Below are 18378 nucleotides of genomic sequence, written 5' to 3' on the forward strand. Positions count from 1 at the left end.
GCGTATCGGCGGACGTGTCCGCATGCGTGAATAGGGGGAGCTCCGGGCCGCCCGGGCCACGTACCCTCTTCTGTTGTGCCGAACGCCAACGAAGAGATGTCCAGCGTCCTGAGCCAGGTGCAGCACCGCGCGGTGAACGAACTGCTGCGGGTCGCGCCTGTCGCCGACGACCTCGCCCGCCGCTTCCAGGAGGCCGGGTTCTCACTCGCCCTGGTCGGCGGCTCGGTCCGGGACGCGCTGCTGGGCCGGCTCGGCAACGACCTGGACTTCACGACCGATGCCCGGCCCCAGGACGTACTGAAGATCGTGCGCCCGTGGGCGGACGCCGTCTGGGAGGTCGGGATCGCCTTCGGCACGGTCGGTGCCCACAAGGGCGGCTACCAGATCGAGGTGACCACGTACCGGTCCGAGGCGTACGACCGGACCTCCCGCAAGCCCGAGGTGTCGTACGGCGACTCCATCGAGGAGGACCTCGTCCGCCGGGACTTCACGGTGAACGCGATGGCCGTGGCACTGCCGGAGAAGGAGTTCATCGACCCGCACGGCGGGCTCGAGGACCTCGCGTCGCGCGTGCTGCGCACTCCTGGCACTCCGGAGGAGTCCTTCTCGGACGACCCGCTGCGGATGATGCGGGCCGCGCGCTTCGCGGCTCAGCTCGACTTCGAGGTCGCCCCCGAGGTCGTCGCGGCGATGGAGGGGATGGCGGGACGCATCGAGATCGTCTCGGCCGAGCGGGTGCGGGACGAGCTGAACAAGCTGATCCTGTCTCCGCACCCGCGCAAGGGGCTGACGCTGCTGGTGGAGACCGGCCTCGCCGATCGGGTCCTGCCCGAGCTGCCGGCCCTGCGTCTGGAGCGTGACGAGCACCACCGGCACAAGGACGTCTACGACCACACGCTGATCGTCCTGGAGCAGGCGATGGCGTTGGAGGACGACGGCCCCGACCTGACGCTGCGGCTGGCCGCCCTGCTGCACGACATCGGCAAGCCGCGCACCCGCCGCTTCGAGAAGGACGGCAGGGTCTCGTTCCACCACCACGAGGTGGTGGGAGCCAAGATGACCAAGAAGCGTATGACGGCGCTCAAGTACTCCAACGAGCTGGTGAGGGACGTCTCACGTCTGGTCGAGCTCCACCTGCGCTTCCACGGCTATGGCACAGGCGAGTGGACGGACTCCGCGGTGCGCCGTTACGTCCGTGACGCCGGCCCGCTCCTCGACCGCCTCCACAAGCTGACCCGCTCGGACTGCACCACGCGCAACAAGCGCAAGGCCGCGGCCCTCTCGCGTGCGTACGACGGGCTTGAGGAGCGGATCGCGAGTCTTCAGGAGCAGGAGGAGCTGGACTCGATCCGCCCGGACCTCGACGGCAACCAGATCATGGAGATCCTCGGTGTCGGCCCCGGTCCGGTCATCGGGCGCGCCTACAAGCACATGCTGGAGCTGAGGCTGGAGAACGGGCCGATGGAGCCTGACGCCGCGGTGACCGCGCTCAAGGAGTGGTGGGCCGAGCAGGAAGGCTGAGGCTGTCGAACGGGGTCATGTTTCACGTGAAACATGACCCGGCGGGAGACAGATCGAAAAGACGACGGAGGGGCGGTGTTTCACGTGAAACACCGCCCCTCCGCGTGCCTGTCCTACTGCTTGTAGTCCTTCAGGCAGAGCAGGAAGTCCTTGCCGTCACCGCTCTCGGTGTACGTGTACTGGAAGTCCTTGGCCTCGGACTCGCACTTGCTCGACGCCAGCGTCTCCGTGAGGTAGGCGCCCTCGATCTTCGCCAGCACCTTGTACTGGGCCTTCGCGTTACTGCACTCGACGACCTCGAGGTCAGGGTTGCTGTCGTTGGTGCTGCCGCGGTGCATGCAGTCGCCGACGGACGCCGTGTTGGCGTCGTCCCGGCTGGCTATGTAGCCGCCGATGGCCATACCCGCCACGGCGATGACGACCACGATGTTCTTGATGGTCTTGAAACTGAGCTTGCGACCGGACGGCTGCGGCGGAACCGGAGCGTACGGAGCCGCGCCCTGGGGCGGGAAGCCGGGCTGGCCGGGCTGCTGGGGGTAGCCCCCCTGCGGCGGGTACGGAGCCTGAGGCTGACCCGTGGGCTGGGCCTGCGCGAACGGATTGCCCTGGGGCGGCGGAGTGGTCACTTGGGGGTCCCCCTAGAACATGGATGAGTGACGCGAACATGTCGCGAGATAAGACCCACGTAAGTTATCGGTCACCACTGACAAGCCAGTAGTCAGGAGTGGCTCTGTGTCATTGATGTGACACTTACTGACGGCCAAACCGGAACATAGCCACAGCTACCGTTGCGTAGATAACGGCGATCGTGATCACCAGCGGTACCGATCGACCGTCCGGCGGCAGCATCAGGGCGGCCACGGCTGCGGCTCCGACGAAGGTGGCGTTGAAGAGGACGTCGTAGACGGAGAAGATCCGGCCACGGAAGCCGTCCTCGACGGAGGACTGGACGATGGTGTCCGTGGCGATCTTCGCGCCCTGGGTGGTCAACCCCAGGACGAAGGCCGCGGCCAGCAGAGGGACGGTGGCGAACGGGAGCCCGAGAGCCGGCTCCAGCAGCGCGGCGGCCCCTGCGCACACGACGATCCAGCGGCCCGGCCCGAGCTTGCCCGCGGACCAGGGCGTCACCACGGCCGCCGCGAAGAAGCCGGCGCCCGAGACACCCAACGCCAGCCCCAGCAGGGCGAGTCCGTCGTCAGTCGTCGAGGTGAGCGCGTACCGGCAGAGCATCAGCAGCATCACCAGCAGCGCGCCGTAGCAGAACCGCATCAGGGCCATCGCCGTGAGCGCCCAGGCGGCCTCCCGGCGCTGTGGCGCGGCGAGATGACGTACGCCTGCCAGCAGGTCGCGAGCGGTGCCCGTGAGAGCGGCCCCGATCCGCTCACGCACCAAGTTCTGGTCGGGGCCCAGGAGTTCCCGGGCCATGCTCAGTGTCGCCAGGGCCGCGCACAGGTACAGCCAGGCTGCTACGAGCACCACCGCGGCGTCGGAGTCCGCCACCACCAGGCGGACGACGAAGGCGAGACCGCCGCCCGCGGTCGCCGCCAGTGTCCCGGCGGTCGGTGACAGGGAGTTGGCGATGACGAGGCGCTCGGTGTCGACCACGCGCGGTAGGGCCGCGGACAGGCCCGCGAGCACGAAGCGGTTGACGGCGGTGACGCACAGGGCGGAGACGTAGAAGAGCCAGTCCGGAGCCGGACTGAGGATCAGCAGGGCTGTCGCCGAAGCCAGCAGCGCGCGCAGCAGGCTGCCGTAGAGCAGGACCTGACGGCGCCGCCAGCGGTCCAGCAGGACACCGGCGAAGGGGCCGACGAGGGAGTACGGGAGCAGGAGCACCGCCATCGCGGAGGCGACCGCGGCCGCGGAGGTCTGCTTCTCCGGTGAGAAGACGACGTACGCGGCGAGTGCGACCTGGTAGACACCGTCGGCGCCCTGGGAGATCAGCCGCACGGCGAGCAGGCGCCGGAATCCCTGGAAACGCAACAGGACGCGCAGGTCACGGACGACGGCCATGGGGCACAGCCTCACATACGGGGAGGGTCCCCGGGTCATGCGACCCGGGGACCCTCACAGCCCTGGCAGGAGCGACTCGTTGGGGCGCGTCAGCGCTCGACCTCGCCCTTGATGAACTTCTCGACGTTCTCGCGGGCCTCGTCGTCGAAGTACTGCACGGGCGGGGACTTCATGAAGTAGCTCGACGCGGAGAGGATCGGACCGCCGATGCCGCGGTCCTTGGCGATCTTCGCGGCGCGCAGGGCGTCGATGATGACGCCGGCGGAGTTCGGGGAGTCCCAGACCTCCAGCTTGTACTCCAGGTTCAGCGGGACGTCACCGAAGGCACGGCCCTCGAGCCGGACGTAGGCCCACTTGCGGTCGTCCAGCCAGGCCACGTAGTCGGACGGGCCGATGTGGACATTGCCCTCGCCCAGCTCGCGGTCGCGGATCTGGGAGGTGACGGCCTGCGTCTTGGAGATCTTCTTCGACTCGAGGCGGTCGCGCTCGAGCATGTTCTTGAAGTCCATGTTGCCGCCGACGTTGAGCTGCATCGTGCGGTCCAGGACGACGCCCCGGTCCTCGAACAGCTTCGCCATGACGCGGTGCGTGATGGTGGCGCCGACCTGCGACTTGATGTCGTCGCCGACGATCGGGACGCCCGCCTCGGTGAACTTGTCCGCCCACTCCTTGGTACCGGCGATGAAGACCGGAAGGGCGTTGACGAAGGCGACCTTGGCGTCGATGGCGCACTGGGCGTAGAACTTCGCCGCGTCCTCGGAGCCCACGGGCAGGTAGCAGACCAGGACGTCGATCTGCTTGTCCTTGAGGACCTGGACGACGTCGACCGGCTCCTCGGCGGACTCCTCGATGGTCTCGCGGTAGTACCGGCCGAGGCCGTCCAGGGTGTGGCCGCGCTGGACCGTCACGCCGGTGCTGGGCACGTCGCAGATCTTGATGGTGTTGTTCTCGGAGGCGCCGATGGCGTCCGCGAGGTCGAGGCCGACCTTCTTGGCGTCCACGTCGAACGCGGCGACGAACTCGACGTCGCGGACGTGGTAGTCGCCGAACTGGACGTGCATCAGGCCCGGCACCTTGGACGCCGGGTCGGCGTCCTTGTAGTACTCGACTCCCTGAACCAGCGATGCGGCGCAGTTGCCCACACCGACGATGGCTACGCGAACCGAACCCATTCCGGTTGCTCCCTGTGTGTACGAGTGAGGCCCTTGCGGGGGTCTCACGTGGCGGTGTCGTCGGGCGTATCCGGACGGGGGTCGCCCCCCGGCCGGGGCAGGCCGCCCGACGCTCCAGATGTGGTGTCACGCGAAGCGGGCTCCCCCGTGGCGGAACCCTTCAGGTCCCGCCCCGCCCGCTCGCTCTCGATGAGCTCGTTCAGCCAGCGCACCTCGCGCTCCACGGACTCCATCCCGTGGCGCTGGAGCTCAAGCGTGTAGTCGTCGAGTCGCTCGCGGGTCCGGGCCAGGGAGATGCGCATCTTCTCCAGGCGCTCCTCCAGCCGGCTGCGGCGGCCCTCCAGAACGCGCATGCGGACGTCGCGTGAGGTTTGCCCGAAGAATGCGAAACGGGCTGCGAAGGTCTCGTCCTCATACGCGTCGGGCCCGGTCTGCGAGAGCAGCTGCTCGAAGTGCTCCTTGCCCTCCGCCGTCAGCCGGTAGACGATCTTGGCGCGGCGGCCGGTGAGGGGCGCGGTCTCGGCGTCGTGCGCCGGTTCCTCGATCAGCCAGCCGTTGGCGACCAGCGTCTTGAGACAGGGGTAGAGCGTCCCGTAGCTGAACGCACGGAACACACCCAGTGACGTGTTGAGCCGTTTACGCAGCTCATAGCCGTGCATCGGAGATTCGCGGAGCAGGCCGAGTACGGCGAACTCGAGGATCCCGGAACGCCGGCTCATCGTCGCCTCCTCTCTGCCGCGGTATCCATGTCCCGGACCGATGTCTCGGACTGATGTGTCGAGCGGATGTATCGACTCGATACATCTCGACGATAGAACGGCCTCCCGGACGCGACAAGAGGGGGTGTGGTGAACGGGATCACATCACCGATTCATCGGACACGAGTTGCCTGATTTGAGGTGAACTTCGGGCCTCGGGAGGTTTTGGCGGTGCGTAGTCTGTGCGCCATGACCATCGCCGGGAACCGAGTGACGCCTGAGAGCGTCGTCGTCTTCGGTGTAGTACGGGTGCACGCGGGACCGATGAATGCGGAGCCGACCGCATCCGTACTTCGGGGGGACCGGAAACCAGCCGCCGTTTCCAGGCGCGCAAGGGTGCGCCTGCCCGAGGAGTAGTCGTTCGATGAGCGAGCACCGTCGCAAACCGCCGCAGCCGCAGGAAGGCGGACGTGCCGCGGCCCGACGCGGCCAGTCCGGTTCGTCCTCCGGCCGCCGCGCGGCACCGCGAGGCGCCACCGGGTCTCCGTCCGACTCCTATGGGTCGGACTCCTACGGCTCGGGGGGTGAGGAGCGTGCGTACGGCGGCCGTGCCGAGGCCCGGCGTGCGGCGCAGAGAAATCCGGGCGGCCGCCGCAGAGCGGCCGAACCGGGCCGTGGCGGCCGACGCGCCGCTCCCGGCGGGCCCACCGGGCCCGGGCGGGGCAGAGGACATACGGTCGACCCCGACAAGAAGCGGTTGATCGACTATCCGCGGGCCGGCAAGTACGGCTGGCGCCGCTGGATGCCGTCCTGGAAGCTCGTCTCCGGCCTGTGCGTCGGCTTCATCGGGAGCCTGGTGGTCGTGGCGGGTGTCGGGTACGCCATGGTGGGCGTACCCAACGAGGAGAACGCGGCGGCCCTGTCGCAGAACAACGTCTACTACTGGGCCGACGGCAGCCAGATGGTGGCGGCGGGCAGCGGCCAGAACCGGCAGAACGTCACGATCGACCGGATCCCCAAGGCCATGCAGTGGGCCGTGATCTCGGCCGAGAACAAGAGCTTCTACCAGGACTCCGGCGTCGACCCCATGGGTATCGCCCGGGCTCTGGCGAACATGGCCCGGGGCGGTGACACGCAGGGCGGTTCGACCATCACCCAGCAGTTCGTCAAGAACACTTACCTGAGCCAGGAACAGACGGTCACCCGTAAGTTCAAGGAGATGTTCATCTCCATCAAGGTGGGCACGAAGCTCTCCAAGCCGGAGATCCTCCAGGGCTACCTGAACACCTCGTACTACGGCCGTGGCGCCTATGGCATCCAGGCAGCCGCCCAGGCCTACTACGGCAAGGAAGCGAAGGACCTCAAGCCGGGCGAGTGCGCTTTCCTCGCCGCGCTGCTCAAGGGCCCTACTTACTACGACCCCGCGGGCAACGACGGCATCGACCCGACGGCGACCGCCGAGGCCAACCGCAAGCGTTCTCAGGCCCGTTGGGGCTGGATCCTCGAGCAGATGCACAACGACAAGAGGATCACGGACAAGCAGTACCAGGACGCCATCAAGAAGTACCCCATGCCCCAGGAACGCAAGGCGTCCAAGGGCATGAGCGGCCAGATCGGCTACCTGGCGGACACGGCCAAGAAGTACGTCCTGAACCACTCCGACATCACGGAGAAGCAGTTCGACCAGGGCGGCTACCAGATCAAGACGACCTTCCAGAAGGACAAGGTCGAAGCGCTGTCCAAGGCCGTCAGGAAGGTCGAGAAGGAGAAGCTCGACCCGGAGAAGCGTGAGCTGGACAAGCACGTCCAGTTCGGCGCTGCGTCGGTGAAGCCGAAGGACGGCGCGATCGTCGCGCTCTACGGCGGCGCCGGCTACGACAACGGCCACTTCAACAACAACGCGGACACGGCGGGTGTGCCCGTCGGTTCGACCTGGAAGCCGTTCGTCCTCGCCGCCGCCATGGAGCACGGCACCTACCGGAGTGACGGCCCCCTCTCGCCGCTCAGCAAGTACAACGGCAACGACCATCTCAAGGTCAGGAACAACGACGGCTCCTACGTCCTGAAGAAGGACAACACGCCGTTCTTCCAGGAGAACGAGAGCGACCGCCCCTGGGGCTACATCTCCTTGCGCAAGGCGATGGAGCAGTCCGTCAACACCCCGTTCGTGCAGCTCGGCATGGACGTGGGGATGAGGAACGTGCGGGACGTGGCCGAGAAGGCGGGCATCCTGGACGCCAGCTTCGCCACGCTCAACCCGTCGTTCGCGCTCGGTACGTCCACTCCCAGCGCGATCCGCATGGCCGACGCCTACGCGACGTTCGCCGCCGCCGGTAAGCAGGCCTCCCCGTACTCGGTGACGAGTGTCAAGTACAACGGGCAGGAGGTTCCCGGCTTCGAGAAGCCGAGGATCACGCAGGCGATGCCCGAGAACGTGGCGAACAACGTCACGAACGTTCTGGAGAATGTCATCGAGAACGGCACGGGTAAGAACGCCCTGGCCCTGGGACGTACGGCGGCCGGCAAGACCGGTACGACGGACGAGAACAAGTCGGCCTGGTTCGTCGGCTACACCCAGCAGCTGTCGACCTCGGTCGCGATGTTCCGTGAGGACCCCAAGAGCGCCAAGCTGCTCTCCATGAACGGCACGGCGGGTGAGGAGTCCATCCACGGCGGTGACACTCCTACCCAGGTGTGGACCGAGTACATGAAGGCCGCGCTGAAGGGCGAGACCGACCTCGGCTTCCCGCAGGCCGAGAAGATCGGCACGATCCAGGACGAGGTGGGCGCGCCGACGCCGAAGCCGACGCCGAGCCCGACGCCCAGCGAGACCGTGACCGAAACGCCGAGCGCGACCCCCAGCGAGAGCTCCTCCCCGTCGCCGTCGCCGAGCGACACCTGCGGGTTCTTCGGCTGCGAGAGCGACGGTGGTACGGAGAACGGTGGCGTGAACAACGGCGGCACGGACGGTGGGGTCACCTCGACGCCCACACCGACCGAAACCAACGTGGACGGCGGTAACAGCAGAGGCAATGGCAACGGAGGCCTCTTCGGAGGCCCCGGCGGATAGCCGACCGATCGCCCGGCTTGGGTGTTTCACGTGAAACGCGAGGATGTTTCACGTGAAACATGGGCCGCCGCACCACCTGGTGCGGCGGCCCTCGGTGTTTTGACAGACGCGTACGGCAGGATGTGCGGCATGGCCAGTGCAGAATCGACGCAGACGAGCGTCCACGAGCCGGACCCGGTGCGGCCGACCCAGGAGGACGGCGTCGCCGCGGCCGGCAGCGAGCTGATCGGTGGCCCGCTCGGGCGGCGTGCCCTGCTCGGGGCGTCCTGGTGGACTCCCGTGCGGGTGATCGCGCTGGTGGCGATCGGCATGTTCGCCCTCGGACTGGTCCAGAAGGCGCCCTGCTACAACGGCGCCTGGTTCTTCGGTGCCAGCTCGCAGTACACGCATGCGTGCTACTCGGACATCCCGCACCTCTACCAGGGGCGGGGTTTCGCCGACGGGCTCGTGCCGTACTTCGACAAGCTCCCCGGTGACATGCAGTACCTGGAGTATCCGGTGCTGACCGGTGTCTTCATGGAGGTCGCCTCCTGGCTCACGCCCGGCAGCGGCACCATCCAGGACCAGGAGCAGTGGTACTGGATGGTCAATGCCGGGATGCTCATGGCGTGTGCGGCGGTCATCGCCGTCTGCGTGACCCGTACCCATGCCCGGCGTCCCTGGGACGGGCTGCTGGTCGCCCTCGCGCCCGCCTTCGCGCTGACCGCGACCATCAACTGGGACCTGCTGGCTGTCGCTCTGACGGCCGTGGCGATGCTGATGTGGTCGCGTGGCCGCTCCCTGGCGTTCGGCGTTCTGCTGGGACTCGCCACGGCTGCCAAGCTCTATCCGTTCCTGATCCTCGGGCCGCTGCTCGTGCTGTGCTGGCGGGCGGGCAAGTGGCGTGAGTTCGGGACGGCTCTGGGAGGCGCCATCGTCGCCTGGATCGTGGTGAACGGGCCGGTCATGCTGTTCGCGTTCGAGGGCTGGTCGAAGTTCTACACGTTCAGCCAGGAGCGGGGCGTGGACTTCGGTTCCTTCTGGCTGATCCTGGCCCAGAACTCGGACCACCCGCTCAGCACCGACACCGTCAACACACTCGCCACACTGCTGATGCTGGTGTGCTGCGCGGTGGTCGCGGTGCTCGCGCTGACCGCCCCGCGGCGTCCGCGGTTCGCCCAGCTCGCCTTCTTGATCGTCGCGGCGTTCATCCTCACGAACAAGGTCTACTCACCGCAGTACGTCCTGTGGCTGGTGCCCCTGGCCGCCCTCGCCCGGCCGAAGTGGCGGGACTTCCTGATCTGGCAGGCCTGCGAGGTGGCGTACTTCCTGGGCATCTGGCTGTACCTCGCGTACACGACCAGTGGAGACGCCCACAAGGGACTGCCCACGGACGGTTACCACTGGGCCATCGGCCTGCATCTGCTGGGCACGCTCTATCTCTGCGTCATGATCGTGCGCGACATCTTCCTGCCGGAGCGGGATCCGGTTCGCAGGTCCGGGGACGACGATCCCTCGGGCGGAGTGCTCGACGGCGCCGAGGACGTCTTCGTTCTCGGCCCCGCGGCCCGTCGGCGGCGCGAGGCGGCCCAGTTCGACGGACCGCCCGTCGAGTGGGGCAAGCAGGGTGCGACAGGCGCTTCGCTCTGAGCGAACGACGCCGAGAGGTCGTCCAAGGGACGCGAAAGGCCGTACACGGAGAACCGTGTACGGCCTTTTCGCTGTGCCGCGCCTAGGCGCTGTGGCGGGTGCTCAGCGGTCCACGATGCGATCGAACTGCGTGGTGGTGTGCCGCAGATGGGCCACCAGCTCCTCGCCGACCTTCGGCTCCGGCGCGTCCGAGGGCACGAACAGGATCGACACCTGCATGTGCGGCGGCTCGGCGAACCAGCGCTGCTTGCCGCCCCAGACGAACGGGGAGAGGTTCCGGTTGACCGTCGCGAGGCCGGCCCGGGCGACGCCCTTGGCACGCGGCATGACGCCGTGCAGCGCCTTGGGGGCCTCCAGACCCACCCCGTGCGACGTACCGCCCGCCACGACCACCAGGAAGCCGTCGGAGGCCGCCTTCTGCTGCCGGTAGCCGAAGCGCTCCCCCTTGGCGACGCGCGAGACGTCAAGGACCGCGCCGCGGTACTCGGTGGCGTCGTGGTCCCCCAGCCACAGCCGGGTGCCGATGCGGGCACGGAACCGGGTCTGCGGGAACTGCTGCTGGAGCCGGGCGAGTTCATCGGCCTTGAGGTGGCTGACGAACATGGTGTGCAGCGGCAGCCGGGCCGCACGCAGCCGGTCCATCCAGCCGATGACCTCCTCGACCGCGTCCGAGCCGTCGGTGCGGTCCAGCGGCAGGTGGATGGCGAAGCCCTCCAGGCGGACGTTCTCGATGGCGGCGTGCAGCTGGGGCAGGTCCTGCTCGCTGATGCCGTGCCGCTTCATCGAGGACATCACCTCGATCACCACACGCGCACCGACGAGGCCGTACACGCCGTCTATCGACGAGACCGAACGGATGACCCGGTCCGGCAGCGGCACCGGTTCCTCGCCGCGCCGGTACGGCGTCAGCACCAGCAGGTCACCGCCGAACCAGTCCTTGATCCGGGCGGCCTCGTACGTGGTGCCGACGGCGAGGACGTCCGAGCCCAGCCGCGTGGCCTCCTCCGCCAGCCGCTCGTGCCCGAAGCCGTAGCCGTTGCCCTTGCAGACCGGCACGAGACCGGGGAACTGCTCCTGCACGTGCTTGTGGTGCGCCCGCCAGCGCGCGGTGTCGACGTAGAGCGTGAGCGCCATGGCCGGACCTGGAACCTTTCTCGTGGTTGCGGTGTGTCAGCGGTTGCGGTGTGTCAGGGGTTGCCGTGTCAGAGGTATAGAAGCACTGAACGTGACGTCAGCGGCGCGACATGTAGATGTCGAGCGCCTTGTGCAGCAGCTTGTTCAGCGGGAAGTCCCACTCGCCGAGGTACTCGGCGGCCTGGCCGCCCGTGCCCACCTTGAACTGGATCAGGCCGAAGAGGTGGTCGGTCTCGTCCAGCGAGTCGGAGATACCGCGCAGGTCGTAGGCGGTGGCGCCGAGCGCGTAGGCGTCGCGCAGCATCCGCCACTGCATCGCGTTCGAGGGCCGCACCTCACGGCCGATGTTGTCGGAGGCGCCGTAGGAGTACCAGACGTGCCCGCCGACGATCAGCATCGTCGCCGCCGACAGGTTCACGCCGTTGTGACGGGCGAAGTACAGCCGCATGCGGTTGGGGTCCTCGGTGTTGAGGGCCGTCCACATGCGCTGGAAGTACGACAGCGGACGCGGCCGGAAGTGGTCGCGCACGGCCGTGATCTCGTACAGCCGCTGCCATTCCTCGAGGTCCTGGTAGCCGCCCTGGACGACCTCGACACCGGCCTTCTCGGCCTTCTTGATGTTGCGGCGCCACAGCTGGTTGAAGTTCTTGTGGACCTCTTCCAGGGAGCGGTTGGCCAGCGGCACCTGGAAGACATAGCGGGGCTGGACGTCGCCGAAGCCGGCCCCGCCGTCCTCGCCCTGCTGCCACCCCATGCGGCGCAGCTTGTCGGCGACCTCGAAAGCACGCGGCTCGATGTGATCGGCCTCGATGTCGCGCAGGCGCTTGACGTCCGGGTTCTGGATGCCCTGCTTGATGGAGGAGGCCTCCCAGCGCCGGATGATCACCGGCGGGCCCATCTTCACGGAGAAGGCACCCTGCTGCTTCAGGTGCGCCAGCATCGGCTCGATCCATTCCTGCAGATTCGGCGCGAACCAGTTGATGACCGGGCCCTCGGGCAGGTAGGCGAGGTAGCGCTTGATCTTGGGCAGCTGCCGGTAGAGGACCAGGCCGGCGCCGACCATCTCGCCGGTCCTGTCGTCGAACCAGCCGAGGTTCTCGGAACGCCATTCCGCCTTGACATCAGCCCAGGCCGGGACCTGCATGTGGCTCGCGGACGGCAGGCTCTGGATGTAGGCCAGATGCTGCTCGCGGCTGATGGTCCTCAGGGTCAGGCTCATTTCGGGGCGCTCCTCGGGCTGGTGTGTCCCCATGGGGTCAGGGGCTCCGGCTCTCGCGCGAAGCCTACTGCGCCTCGGGAGCGCGCCGGTTGGGCGTACGCCACCTTCGCCCCGGCCCGTGGGCGGCCGGGGCGTCACACGATGTTCAGGAGGAGGTGTCCCTGGCGTCAGTCGATGAGACCGCCGAACAGGCCGCCGTGCGCCATGCCCAGGAAGAACCCGACGCCCGCCGCGCCGAGGCCGAGGATCAGCCCGAAGCGCTCACGGGTCGTCTCCGAGATCCACTGGCCGTATGCCCCGATGAGAATGCCCACCAGGCCGGTCCAGGAGCTGAGCAGGTGCAGGTCGTCGTCGACGAGTGCCGAGATGAACGACGTGACGCCCAGCACCAGAGTCACCGCGAGCAGGGTGTCCTGGAGGGGGTGGGGCTTTCCGTCCGTGGCGAAGAGGCCGCCGGCGGTGTTGGGTCGCAATGCCTGTGCCATAGGGCACCTCCTGCGAAAGTCGGCGCACTGTAGCGCCATACACACCCGATGTGTACAGATTGGCTGCCCTGGCGGCCGGATTTCAACCGCAAGCCGCTGTGCGGGTACTCTGTACCGTCGCACCGGTGTCTCCCCATGTCACGGCAGAGGCGTTCTCGACGGAACCCCGACTGTCAGTGGTGGCCGATACCGTTGCCTACGCATCACAACCCTCCTGCCACGGAACGACCGTGGCCGCTGAGTCCAAAGGAGGTGGGTTCCACATGCGTCACTACGAGGTGATGGTCATCCTCGACCCCGATGTCGAGGAGCGCGCTGTCTCTCCGCTGATCGAGAACTTCCTTTCCGTCGTCCGTGATGGCGGCGGCAAGGTCGAGAAGGTCGACACCTGGGGCCGTCGTCGTCTCGCGTACGAGATCAAGAAGAAGCCCGAGGGCATCTACTCGGTCATCGACCTGCAGGCCGAGCCTGCGGTCGTCAAGGAGCTCGACCGCCAGATGAACCTGAACGAGTCGGTCCTCCGGACCAAGGTCCTCCGTCCCGAGACCCACTGAGCTCTCCCGCTCAGCTGATCCCGGGATTCGAGTAGCAGCAACAAGCAGCCAGCAGCAAACCCGCCGAGAGGTTCCCCCATGGCAGGCGAGACCGTCATCACGGTCGTCGGCAATCTTGTCGACGACCCCGAGCTGCGCTTCACCCCTTCCGGTGCGGCGGTCGCGAAGTTCCGTGTCGCGTCCACTCCCCGCACCTTCGACCGCCAGACGAACGAATGGAAGGACGGCGAGAGCCTCTTCCTGACCTGCTCGGTCTGGCGTCAGGCGGCGGAGAACGTCGCCGAGTCGCTCCAGCGAGGCATGCGCGTCATCGTGCAGGGCCGGCTGAAGCAGCGGTCCTACGAGGACCGTGAGGGTGTCAAGCGCACGGTCTACGAGCTGGACGTCGAGGAAGTCGGCGCCAGCCTGCGCAACGCCACGGCCAAGGTCACCAAGACCACGGGCCGCGGTGGCCAGGGCGGTTACGGCGGCGGTGGCGGCCAGGGCGGTGGCCAGGGTGGCGGCGGCTGGGGCGGCGGCCCCGGTGGCGGCCAGCAGGGCGGCGCTCCCGCCGACGACCCGTGGGCGACCGGCGCTCCCGCCGGTGGCCAGCAGGGCGGTGGCGGCGGCTGGGGTGGAAACTCCGGCGGCGGCAGTGGCGGCGGCTACTCGGACGAGCCCCCCTTCTAAGGGCGGGTTCGCACCCACACTTCTTGATCACACAGGAGAAACACCATGGCGAAGCCGCCTGTGCGCAAGCCTAAGAAGAAGGTCTGCGCTTTCTGCAAGGACAAGGTCACGTACGTGGACTACAAGGACACGAACATGCTGCGGAAGTTCATTTCCGACCGCGGCAAGATCCGTGCCCGCCGCGTGACCGGCAACTGCACGCAGCACCAGCGTGACGTCGCCACGGCCGTCAAGAACAGCCGTGAGATGGCGCTGCTGCCCTACACGTCCACCGCGCGCTAAGGAAAGGGTGACCGACTCATGAAGATCATCCTTACCCACGAGGTCTCCGGCCTCGGCGCCGCGGGCGATGTCGTCGACGTCAAGGACGGCTACGCTCGCAACTACCTCATCCCGCGGAAGTTCGCGATCCGCTGGACCAAGGGTGGCGAGAAGGACGTCGAGCAGATCCGTCGTGCTCGCAAGATCCACGAGATCCAGACCATCGAGCAGGCCAACCAGGTGAAGGCCCAGCTCGAGGGCGTCAAGGTCCGCCTGGCCGTCCGCGCCGGCGACGCCGGTCGCCTCTTCGGTTCCGTCACCCCGGCCGACATCGCTTCGGCGATCAAGGCTGCCGGTGGCCCCGAGGTCGACAAGCGCCGCATCGAGGTCGGTACGCCGATCAAGTCGCTCGGCGCCCACCAGACGTCCGTGCGTCTGCACCCCGAGGTTGACGCCAAGGTCAGCATCGAGGTCGTCGCGGCCTGAGTGCCGCGCTCGCTCAAGCAGTGAGTGATGGGGCCGCATCCTTCGGGATGCGGCCCCACCGTCGTTTGTGTTTCACGTGAAACACGGTGTTTCACGTGAAACGCTCTGGCCGAGCCAGGCGGTCAGCGGGTCGCGCCCGTCACGATCCAGCGGCCCGAGCGGGTCCTGGTCCACAAGGTCAGCATCCGCACCGTCATCATCAGCGTCATGGTGGCCCAAAGGGCGGTGAGCCCACCGCCCAGCACCGGCACCAGCAGGGCGACCGGGGTGAAGACCGCCAGGGTGAGCAGCATCGCCCACGCCAGATAGGGGCCGTCACCGGCGCCCATCAGTACTCCGTCCAGGACGAAGACAATGCCGGAGATCGGCTGCGAGAGGGCGACGATCACAAGGGCGGGCAGCGCCGCGTCCTTGACCGCGGAATCGCTGGTGAACAGCGGGAGGAACGCAGGTCGGGTGAGGACCACCAGGACGCCGAGGACGACGCCGACGGCGACACCCCACTCCACCATGCGACGACACGCGTCCCGAGCGCCCTGAGTGTCACCGGCTCCGAGGTAGCGCCCGATGATGGCCTGTCCCGCGATGGCGATGGCGTCGAGAGCGAAGGCGAGCAAGCTCCACAGCGACAAGATGATCTGGTGAGCGGCGATGTCGGCATCCCCGAGACGGGCGGCGACCGCTGTGGCGATCAACAGGACCGCTCGTAGGGAGAGGGTGCGTACCAGCAGGGGCACACCGGCCTGCGCGGAGGCCCTGATCCCGGCGGCGTCCGGACGCAGGGAGGCACCGTGCTTGCGCGCTCCGCGCAGCACCACCACGAGGTAGACCGCGGCCATGCCGCACTGCGCGATGACGGTGCCCCAGGCCGAGCCGGCGATGCCGAGGCCGGCGCCGTAGACGAGCCCTGCGTTGAGGGCGCCGTTGGCGACGAAGCCGGCGACGGCGACGTAGAGCGGAGTCTTCGTGTCCTGGAGACCGCGCAGCAGGCCGGTCGCCGCCAGGACGACGAGCATGGCCGGTATGCCGAGTACGGAGATGCGCAGATACGTGGTCGCGTAGGGGGCCGCCGCCTCCGAAGCGCCGAACAGATTCACGAGGGCGGGCGCCGTCGGCAGGGCGACGGCGACGACGGCGGCGCCGAGGAGCAGCGCCAGCCAGATACCGTCCATGCCCTGGCGGATGGCGGCCTGGAGATCGCCGGCGCCGACACGACGAGCCACCGCCGCCGTCGTGGCGTAGGCGAGGAAGACGAAGACGCTGACGGCAGTCATCAGCAGGGCCGAGGCGACGCCGAGACCGGCGAGCTGGGCCGTGCCCAGATGGCCGACGATGGCGGTGTCGGCCATGAGGAAGAGAGGTTCGGCGACGAGGGCGCCGAAGGCCGGCACGGCCAACGAGACGATCTCTCGGTCGTGCTGTCTCCGGCCAACTGGGCGGCGCGCGGGGGCCTGTGTCATGTGCACCAATCTAATCGTCCACAGGTAAGAGATGCAAAGCCTTTGCGTCCCTTACTTCGCATCCTGGAGTGCGTACTGCTGTGCACCATTCGAAGCGATCTTGGGCCGGGTGGGGAAGTTTTTCTTCTGCACAGCCGGTGGACGGCAAAGTCGCAGGTCAGTGCGGTTTCCTTGCGTGGGCTGGGTGCTTGTTCACAGGGCTGTCCACCGGCTCGTGCACAGGTTTCGAGGAGTTCTCCACAGCATTGGGGCCGTCGTCCACATGGCCTGTGGATAACCAGATTGGCTGACGGTGCCGACGGGCCTAACGTGGTCCGGCGCCCGCTCCGTCCGCCGGCTTTCAAAGCGTCACAAAACCGGCGCCCATCCACCGGAGTTGGGCCTCTCATTTGTCAGTGCCGTGCCGTAGAAAAGAGGGGCACGGCGAGGTCTGCTGCGGCGGACGGGAGGAGGTGGCTCGGTGAGCATTTCCGAGCCCTTGGACGACCCGTGGGCCGACAGCGGACCCAGTGATCGTCTGCCCGCCTCCCGTCGGCATGGCGACAGGGCCCGGGGCCGTGACGAGCAGCATGAGCGCGGCAGGGACGACGGGACGTGGGACGGTGGGGGCAGCCCGGCGTTCGAGCGGGTACCGCCGCAGGACATCGATGCCGAGCAGTCCGTCCTCGGTGGCATGCTTCTGTCCAAGGACGCCATCGCCGACGTCGTGGAGATCCTCAAGGGCCACGACTTCTACAAGCCGGCCCACGAGACGATCTACCAGGCCGTCCTCGACGTCTACGCCAAGGGTGAGCCGGCCGACCCCATCACGATCGCCGCCGAACTCACCAAGCGCGGCGAGATCAACAAGGTCGGCGGAGCCTCGTATCTGCACACCCTCGTCCAGACGGTTCCCACGGCCGCCAACGCCGCCTACTACGCGGAGATCGTCCACGAGCGCGCCGTCCTGCGCCGCCTGGTCGAGGCCGGTACGCGCATCACCCAGATGGGATACGCGGCCGACGACGACGTCGACGAGATCGTCAACCGCGCCCAGGCTGAGGTCTACGCGGTCACCGAGCAGCGCACCAGTGAGGACTACCTGCCGCTCGGCGACATCATGGAGGGCGCGCTCGACGAGATCGAGGCGATCGGCTCGCGCAGCGGTGAGATGACCGGCGTGCCCACGGGGTTCACGGACTTCGACTCGCTCACCAACGGCCTGCACCCGGGCCAGATGATCGTCATCGCCGCGCGTCCGGCCATGGGTAAGTCCACACTCGCGCTCGACTTCGCGCGGGCCTGTTCGATCAAGAACAACCTGCCGAGCGTGATCTTCTCGCTCGAGATGGGGCGCAACGAGATCGCGATGCGTCTGCTGTCCGCCGAGGCCCGTGTCGCCCTGCACCACATGCGGTCCGGCACGATGACGGACGAGGACTGGACGCGTCTGGCCCGGCGGATGCCGGACGTCTCGGCGGCCCCGCTCTACATCGACGACTCCCCGAACCTGTCGATGATGGAGATCCGCGCCAAGTGCCGCCGCCTCAAGCAGCGCAACGACCTCAGACTGGTGGTCATCGACTACCTCCAGCTGATGCAGTCCGGTGGGTCCAAACGAGCCGAGAGCCGTCAGCAGGAGGTCTCGGACATGTCCCGTAACCTCAAGCTGCTGGCCAAGGAGCTGGAGATCCCGGTCATCGCGCTCTCTCAGCTGAACCGTGGCCCCGAACAGCGCACGGACAAGAAGCCGATGGTCTCCGACCTGCGTGAGTCGGGTTCCATCGAGCAGGACGCCGACATGGTCATCCTGCTGCACCGCGAGGACGCCTACGAGAAGGAGTCGCCGCGGGCCGGCGAGGCCGACCTGATCGTGGCCAAGCACCGAAACGGCCCGACGGCGACGATCACGGTCGCCTTCCAGGGCCACTACTCCCGATTCGTGGACATGGCGCAGACCTGATCCGTCGGCGGTGCGACGCCCGCTCCGAATGTGCTCGACGCGGAGCTGTCTGGCCGGGTGGACTG

At 67.7% G+C, this 18378-nt stretch carries 16 protein-coding genes; 8 read left to right on the plus strand and 8 right to left on the minus strand.

Annotated features, from left to right (window positions below; genetic code table 11):
• Window positions 1-75 precede the first annotated feature (75 nt).
• On the plus strand, window positions 76-1521 hold the full coding sequence (locus ABEA82_RS12480) for a CCA tRNA nucleotidyltransferase (RefSeq protein WP_345661474.1): 1446 nt from the start codon (window positions 76-78) through the stop codon (window positions 1519-1521).
• Between the two features lie 113 nt (window positions 1522-1634).
• Here the strand turns inward: ABEA82_RS12480 and ABEA82_RS12485 are convergent, their stop codons facing one another.
• The 4 genes from ABEA82_RS12485 to ABEA82_RS12500 form a co-directional block, all read right to left on the minus strand.
• A complete protein-coding gene (locus ABEA82_RS12485) occupies window positions 1635-2147 on the minus strand; it encodes an LppU/SCO3897 family protein (protein WP_345661475.1) in 513 nt (170 codons plus the stop codon).
• Between the two features lie 124 nt (window positions 2148-2271).
• Window positions 2272-3534 carry an MFS transporter gene (locus ABEA82_RS12490; protein WP_345661476.1) on the minus strand — a complete coding sequence of 421 codons (1263 nt, stop codon included), beginning with the start codon at window positions 3532-3534 and terminating at the stop codon, window positions 2272-2274.
• Between the two features lie 89 nt (window positions 3535-3623).
• Complete coding sequence (locus ABEA82_RS12495; RefSeq protein ID WP_003991493.1) at window positions 3624-4706, minus strand: inositol-3-phosphate synthase; 1083 nt, start codon at window positions 4704-4706, stop codon at window positions 3624-3626.
• A gap of 44 nt (window positions 4707-4750) precedes the next feature.
• Window positions 4751-5425 carry a PadR family transcriptional regulator gene (locus ABEA82_RS12500; protein WP_345661477.1) on the minus strand — a complete coding sequence of 225 codons (675 nt, stop codon included), beginning with the start codon at window positions 5423-5425 and terminating at the stop codon, window positions 4751-4753.
• A 403-nt stretch (window positions 5426-5828) separates the two neighbouring features.
• Here ABEA82_RS12500 and ABEA82_RS12505 point away from each other — a divergent pair, with 403 nt between their 5' ends.
• Window positions 5829-8474, plus strand: coding sequence for a transglycosylase domain-containing protein (locus tag ABEA82_RS12505; protein WP_345661478.1), 2646 nt, complete (start codon window positions 5829-5831; stop codon window positions 8472-8474).
• Window positions 8475-8594: 120 nt separating this feature from the next.
• The gene (locus tag ABEA82_RS12510; RefSeq protein ID WP_345661709.1) at window positions 8595-10103 is read left to right on the plus strand and encodes a glycosyltransferase family 87 protein; all 1509 of its coding nucleotides are present in this window, start codon (window positions 8595-8597) and stop codon (window positions 10101-10103) included.
• Between the two features lie 102 nt (window positions 10104-10205).
• Here ABEA82_RS12510 and ABEA82_RS12515 read toward each other — a convergent pair whose 3' ends face one another.
• The 3 genes from ABEA82_RS12515 to ABEA82_RS12525 all read right to left on the minus strand — a co-directional run bounded on the left by ABEA82_RS12515 (window position 10206) and on the right by ABEA82_RS12525 (window position 12941).
• Window positions 10206-11237 carry an alanine racemase gene (locus ABEA82_RS12515; protein ID WP_345661479.1) on the minus strand — a complete coding sequence of 344 codons (1032 nt, stop codon included), beginning with the start codon at window positions 11235-11237 and terminating at the stop codon, window positions 10206-10208.
• A gap of 97 nt (window positions 11238-11334) precedes the next feature.
• Window positions 11335-12456, minus strand: coding sequence for a peptidoglycan bridge formation glycyltransferase FemX (femX, locus tag ABEA82_RS12520; protein ID WP_345661480.1), 1122 nt, complete (start codon window positions 12454-12456; stop codon window positions 11335-11337).
• 167 nt (window positions 12457-12623) lie between these two features.
• Window positions 12624-12941 carry a hypothetical protein gene (locus tag ABEA82_RS12525; RefSeq protein WP_345661481.1) on the minus strand — a complete coding sequence of 106 codons (318 nt, stop codon included), beginning with the start codon at window positions 12939-12941 and terminating at the stop codon, window positions 12624-12626.
• A 263-nt stretch (window positions 12942-13204) separates the two neighbouring features.
• Between ABEA82_RS12525 and rpsF the strand changes: the two genes are divergently transcribed.
• The 4 genes from rpsF (at window position 13205) to rplI (ending at window position 14911) form a co-directional block, all read left to right on the plus strand.
• Window positions 13205-13495 carry a 30S ribosomal protein S6 gene (rpsF, locus tag ABEA82_RS12530; RefSeq protein ID WP_003991486.1) on the plus strand — a complete coding sequence of 97 codons (291 nt, stop codon included), beginning with the start codon at window positions 13205-13207 and terminating at the stop codon, window positions 13493-13495.
• A gap of 78 nt (window positions 13496-13573) precedes the next feature.
• Window positions 13574-14164 (plus strand): single-stranded DNA-binding protein, encoded by a 591-nt coding sequence (locus ABEA82_RS12535; RefSeq protein ID WP_345661482.1) that lies wholly within the window; start codon window positions 13574-13576, stop codon window positions 14162-14164.
• Window positions 14165-14209: 45 nt separating this feature from the next.
• The gene (gene rpsR / locus ABEA82_RS12540; RefSeq protein ID WP_003949403.1) at window positions 14210-14446 is read left to right on the plus strand and encodes a 30S ribosomal protein S18; all 237 of its coding nucleotides are present in this window, start codon (window positions 14210-14212) and stop codon (window positions 14444-14446) included.
• Between the two features lie 18 nt (window positions 14447-14464).
• A complete protein-coding gene (gene rplI / locus ABEA82_RS12545) occupies window positions 14465-14911 on the plus strand; it encodes a 50S ribosomal protein L9 (protein ID WP_003991484.1) in 447 nt (148 codons plus the stop codon).
• A 122-nt stretch (window positions 14912-15033) separates the two neighbouring features.
• Here rplI and ABEA82_RS12550 read toward each other — a convergent pair whose 3' ends face one another.
• Complete coding sequence (locus ABEA82_RS12550) at window positions 15034-16371, minus strand: MATE family efflux transporter (protein WP_345661483.1); 1338 nt, start codon at window positions 16369-16371, stop codon at window positions 15034-15036.
• Window positions 16372-16831: 460 nt separating this feature from the next.
• Here ABEA82_RS12550 and dnaB point away from each other — a divergent pair, with 460 nt between their 5' ends.
• A complete protein-coding gene (gene dnaB / locus ABEA82_RS12555) occupies window positions 16832-18313 on the plus strand; it encodes a replicative DNA helicase (protein ID WP_345661484.1) in 1482 nt (493 codons plus the stop codon).
• Window positions 18314-18378: the final 65 nt, after the last annotated feature.

It is taken from the genome of Streptomyces venetus (genome assembly GCF_039540295.1).
Classification (GTDB): domain Bacteria; phylum Actinomycetota; class Actinomycetes; order Streptomycetales; family Streptomycetaceae; genus Streptomyces; species Streptomyces venetus.

Coding starts and splice junctions, on each gene's coding strand:
- rpsR (WP_003949403.1), top strand. CDS start 14,210: ATGGCGAAGCCGCCTGTGCGCAAGCCTAAGAAGAAGGTCTGCGCTTTC.
- ABEA82_RS12550 (WP_345661483.1), bottom strand. CDS start 16,371: ATGACACAGGCCCCCGCGCGCCGCCCAGTTGGCCGGAGACAGCACGAC.
- ABEA82_RS12500 (WP_345661477.1), bottom strand. CDS start 5,425: ATGAGCCGGCGTTCCGGGATCCTCGAGTTCGCCGTACTCGGCCTGCTC.
- femX (WP_345661480.1), bottom strand. CDS start 12,456: ATGAGCCTGACCCTGAGGACCATCAGCCGCGAGCAGCATCTGGCCTAC.
- ABEA82_RS12505 (WP_345661478.1), top strand. CDS start 5,829: ATGAGCGAGCACCGTCGCAAACCGCCGCAGCCGCAGGAAGGCGGACGT.
- ABEA82_RS12495 (WP_003991493.1), bottom strand. CDS start 4,706: ATGGGTTCGGTTCGCGTAGCCATCGTCGGTGTGGGCAACTGCGCCGCA.
- ABEA82_RS12510 (WP_345661709.1), top strand. CDS start 8,595: ATGTGCGGCATGGCCAGTGCAGAATCGACGCAGACGAGCGTCCACGAG.
- ABEA82_RS12515 (WP_345661479.1), bottom strand. CDS start 11,237: ATGGCGCTCACGCTCTACGTCGACACCGCGCGCTGGCGGGCGCACCAC.
- ABEA82_RS12525 (WP_345661481.1), bottom strand. CDS start 12,941: ATGGCACAGGCATTGCGACCCAACACCGCCGGCGGCCTCTTCGCCACG.
- rplI (WP_003991484.1), top strand. CDS start 14,465: ATGAAGATCATCCTTACCCACGAGGTCTCCGGCCTCGGCGCCGCGGGC.
- rpsF (WP_003991486.1), top strand. CDS start 13,205: ATGCGTCACTACGAGGTGATGGTCATCCTCGACCCCGATGTCGAGGAG.
- ABEA82_RS12490 (WP_345661476.1), bottom strand. CDS start 3,534: ATGGCCGTCGTCCGTGACCTGCGCGTCCTGTTGCGTTTCCAGGGATTC.
- ABEA82_RS12535 (WP_345661482.1), top strand. CDS start 13,574: ATGGCAGGCGAGACCGTCATCACGGTCGTCGGCAATCTTGTCGACGAC.